Consider the following 4,108-nt stretch of genomic DNA (forward strand, 5'->3'; position numbering starts at 1 on the left):
GCGGCCCTGTCGGTCAGCGCCGCCACGGTGGCCAGCTGCTCTTTCAGCACCCCGTCCAGCGCCTCGCCCTCGTTGCGCCGCATCTCGTTGAAACTGTCGATCAGCGCCGGCAGATCGGCCAGAAGCGCCGTGCGCAATGCCTTGGTGTCGGCCTGCAGGCTGCCGGCCTCCATCACCCCCTTCAGCGCCAGCACGTCGCCGGCCGTCGACGGCGCCAGCGCCAGGCCGCGTTCCATGGCCTCGGCCTCGACGGCGGCCATCGCCTCGAGCACCGTCGCCAGCTGGACCGGGTTCAGCGCCTGCTGCGGCGCCTCGTCGTCGCGCTGCACGCGCAGCGCCAGCGTCACCGAGCCGCGCGCCAGCGCCTTGCCCAGCCCGGCCCGCAGCGCCGGTTCCAGCCCGTCGATCCAGTCCGGCACCCGCAGCCGCAGATCCAGCCCCTTGGCGTTGACGCTGCGCAGATCCCAGCCCCAGCTATGGCCATGCGCCGCGCCCTTCAGCGCGGCAAATCCCGTCATCGAATGCAGCACGCCCGTCTCCTTGCCCGATCCTCTGGCCGACACCTAGCGCTTTTCCCGCCATCGGCGCAAGCGCACAGGGGGCGGCGGGGCGATCCCGGTTAACCAGTTGCCGACAATTTTCACGGCATTCGTGCAAAATGTGAAACCCTGTTGTGGCGGGCAGCGGACCGGGCAGAGGACCGGGCAGCGGACCGGGCAGAAAACGGGCGCGGAAAGCGAAAGGTTGAAGAGATGTCGGCATCGGATGACAGGATCAGGGACCGCGACGGTCGCAAACGGCGCCCGGGGGCGCAGCCCGGCGACCGGCTGGCGGTCATCGAAGGTTACTGGACCTCGCTGCGCGGCGGCGGGGCGGCGCTGCCGACGCGCTCCGAGATCGACCCCGGCGGTTTTGCCGAGGCGCTTCAGGTCGCCTTCCTGCTCGACCGGGTGGCCCCCGGCGTGGCGCGGTTCCGCATCGCCGGCAGCGCCATCAACGATCTTCTCGGGCTGGACGCGCGCGGGCTGCCGTTGACCGCCGTTTTCGACCGCGCGGCGCAGCCGCCGTTGCGCGATCTGGCCGAGGCCGTCTTCCGCGAACCGGCGCGGGCCCGGCTGCGGCTGCATCGCCCGGCCCGCTTCGGGCAGCCCGAACTTGGCGCCGCGATGCTGCTCTTGCCGCTGGTCTCGCCCTGCGGCGAGATCACCGGCGTGTTCGGCGGGCTGGAAACCGACCGGCCGGTGCCGCCGGGGCGGCGCATCGGCTTCACCCTCACCAGCAGCTTCCTGCGCTCTCTGAGCGGTGGCGCCTCGGCCCGCCGCCGCCGCTATCCCCTGCCCACGGGGCGGCGCCCCTTGCCGGCCCTGGGCCCGGCGCCGGGCGCTCTGCGGCTGGTGGCCGAGACCCCAAAACGCGCCCTGCCGGTGCGGGCGCACGGCAAAACGGGGCGCCCGATGGGTGCCCCGCTGCGTCTCGTGGTCGATAACGGGCCGCTCTGACCCGGGTCACTCCGCCCCGGCTCAGCCGGCGCGGGCCTGACGGTCTTCGCGCAGCGCCGACAGCTCCTCGGCGACGAGGAAGGCCAGCTCCAGCGATTGCGAGGCATTGAGCCGCGGATCGCAGGCGGTGTGATAGCGATCGCTCAGGTCCTCTTCGGTGACCGCGCGCACGCCGCCGGTGCATTCGGTGACATCCTGGCCGGTCATCTCGAAATGCACCCCGCCCGGAACCGTGCCCTCGGATTTGTGGATGGCGAAGAACTCGCGCACTTCGCGCAGCACCGAGTCGAAGGGCCGGGTCTTGTAGCCGGTCGCCGACTTGATGGTGTTGCCATGCATCGGGTCACAGGTCCACAGCACGTTGGCGCCCTCTTCGCGCACCGTCTTGATAAGACGCGGCAGGTGGTCGCCGACCGATCCGGCCCCGAAGCGGGCGATCAGCGTCAGCCGGCCCTCTTCGTTCTTGGGGTTGAGCTTCTCGAGCAGCTGCTTGAGGTCTTCGGCGGTGGTGGTGGGGCCGCATTTCAGACCGATCGGGTTCTGCACCCCGCTCAGATACTCGACATGGGCGCCGTCGGGCTGGCGCGTGCGGTCGCCGATCCACAGCATGTGGCCCGAGCCCGCCAGCCAGTTGCCCGAGGTGGAATCAAGCCGCGTCAGCGCCTCTTCGTATTCCAGCAGCAGGCTTTCGTGGCTGGTGTAGAAATCGACCGTGCGCAGCGCCGCCGAGGTCACCGAATTGACGCCGGCGGAATTCATGAATTCCAGCGCGTCCGAGATCCGGTTGGCCATATCGCGGTATTTGGCGGCCTTTTCACTTTCGGTAAAGCCCAGCGTCCAGGCGTGAACCTGGTGCACGTCGGCATAGCCGCCGGTGGAAAACGCCCGCAGCAGATTCAGCGTCGCCGCCGCCTGGGTATAGGCCTGCAGCATCTTGCGGGCGTCCGGCACCCGGGCCTCGGCAGTGAAGGGCAGCTCGTTGATGATGTCGCCGCGATAGCTCGGCAGCTCGACGCCGTCGACGACCTCGGTCGGGGCCGAGCGCGGCTTGGCGAACTGGCCGGCCATGCGGCCGACCTTGACCACCGGCACCTTGGCGCCATAGGTCAGCACCATGGCCATCTGCAACATCACCTTGAAGGTGTCGCGGATCGCGTCGGCCGAGAACTGCTCGAAGCTCTCGGCGCAGTCGCCCCCCTGCAACAAGAAGGCCTCGCCGCGCGCGGCGGCCCCGAGTTTTTCCTTGAGACTGCGGGCCTCGCCGGCGAAGACCAGCGGCGGATAGGTCGACAGCTGGGCCTCCACGGCCTTCAGCGCGTCCTCGTCCGTATAGTCAGGCATCTGGATACGCGGTTTGCTGCGCCAGCCAGATTTCAGCCATTCTGCCATTGTCTCTCTCCGGTCAAATAAGTTCAGGGTTTCTCTATACAAAAGCTCTTGAGCGAGGGCCAGTTCTGAATTACGGGCCTTGACCTGTTGCCGGTCAAAGGCGCTAAGGTTCAAACGCATGATGCCCGGCGCATCGCATGTTACAGGAATACGCTCATGTCGCAGTTGAAACAGTCTGGCAAGCAAATGCCCCGGCCGGACACTCCGCGCCGCTTTGTCTTTGTTTTGCTTGACAAGTTTTCGCTGCTCTCCTTCGCCTCGGCGCTTGATTGCCTGCGGATCGCCAACCGCCAGTTTCCCAAACCGGCCTATCAATGGCAGGTGATCGGCGAGGGCGGCGATACGATGGTCTGTTCCACCGACACGGTTTTCAAGCTCGACGACGATCTGATCGAGCTGCATCGCGACGACACGGTGGTGCTGTGCGGCGGCATCGACATCCAGGCCGCGACCAGCAAGAAGCTTCTCAACTGGCTGCGCCGCGAGGCGCGCAAGGGGGTGCGGGTCGCCGGCCTTTGCACCGCCGCCTATGCGCTGGCCAAGGCCGGGCTGCTCAACGGCAAGAAGGCGACCATCCACTGGGAAAACCAGGACAGTTTCTCCGAGGATTTTCCCGAGGTCAGGCTCAGCAAGTCGGTGTTCTCGATCGACGGCCCGCGGATGACCACCGCCGGCGGCACCTCGTCGATCGACCTTTTCCTTCAGGTCATCGCCGACGATCACGGCGAAGACCTCGCCAACTGGGTGGCCGACCAGCTGATCTATTCGTCGATTCGCACCGACCAGGACACCCAGCGCCTGTCGGTGCCGACCCGCATCGGCGTGCGCCACCCCAAGCTGAGCCAGGTGATCCAGATGATGGAGGCCAATATCGAAGAGCCGATCAGCCCCTCGATTCTGGCCAGCGACGTCGGCATGTCGACCCGCCAGCTCGAGCGGCTGTTCCGGCGCTATCTCAACCGCTCTCCCAAGCGTTACTACATGGAACTGCGCTTGCAGAAGGCGCGCAACCTCTTGATGCAGACCGACATGAGCGTGATCAACGTGGCGCTGGCCTGCGGTTTCGCAAGCCCTTCGCATTTCTCAAAATGCTACCGCGCCCATTACGACACCACCCCCTATCGTGAACGCGGCGCCCAGTCGCATCGCCTGTCGATCTGACCGCACCCCCTCCGCGCGCGCCGGACCACCCCAGCCCCGCCCTGCCCCCGCGCACCGCC

At 67.3% G+C, this 4,108-nt stretch carries 4 protein-coding genes; 2 read left to right on the forward strand and 2 right to left on the reverse strand.

Translation table 11 applies throughout. From position 1 onward, the window contains the following. Positions 1-530: YicC/YloC family endoribonuclease (locus ABZD10_RS14110; protein ID WP_372887431.1), on the reverse strand; the 530-nt coding region annotated here is incomplete at its 3' end. A gap of 222 nt (positions 531-752) precedes the next feature. On the opposite strand from ABZD10_RS14110, the gene ABZD10_RS14115 reads away from it, so the two are divergent. After that, the gene (locus ABZD10_RS14115; RefSeq protein ID WP_372887432.1) at positions 753-1,499 is read left to right on the forward strand and encodes a PAS domain-containing protein; all 747 of its coding nucleotides are present in this window, start codon (positions 753-755) and stop codon (positions 1,497-1,499) included. 21 nt (positions 1,500-1,520) lie between these two features. Here ABZD10_RS14115 and ABZD10_RS14120 read toward each other — a convergent pair whose 3' ends face one another. Further along, on the reverse strand, positions 1,521-2,888 hold the full coding sequence (locus ABZD10_RS14120; RefSeq protein ID WP_372887434.1) for a class II 3-deoxy-7-phosphoheptulonate synthase: 1,368 nt from the start codon (positions 2,886-2,888) through the stop codon (positions 1,521-1,523). 156 nt (positions 2,889-3,044) lie between these two features. Here ABZD10_RS14120 and ABZD10_RS14125 point away from each other — a divergent pair, with 156 nt between their 5' ends. Further along, positions 3,045-4,049 (forward strand): GlxA family transcriptional regulator, encoded by a 1,005-nt coding sequence (locus ABZD10_RS14125; RefSeq protein ID WP_372887436.1) that lies wholly within the window; start codon positions 3,045-3,047, stop codon positions 4,047-4,049. Positions 4,050-4,108 lie beyond the last annotated feature (59 nt).

This window comes from Shimia sp. (assembly GCF_041624275.1).
Taxonomy (GTDB): Bacteria; Pseudomonadota; Alphaproteobacteria; order Rhodobacterales; family Rhodobacteraceae; genus Shimia.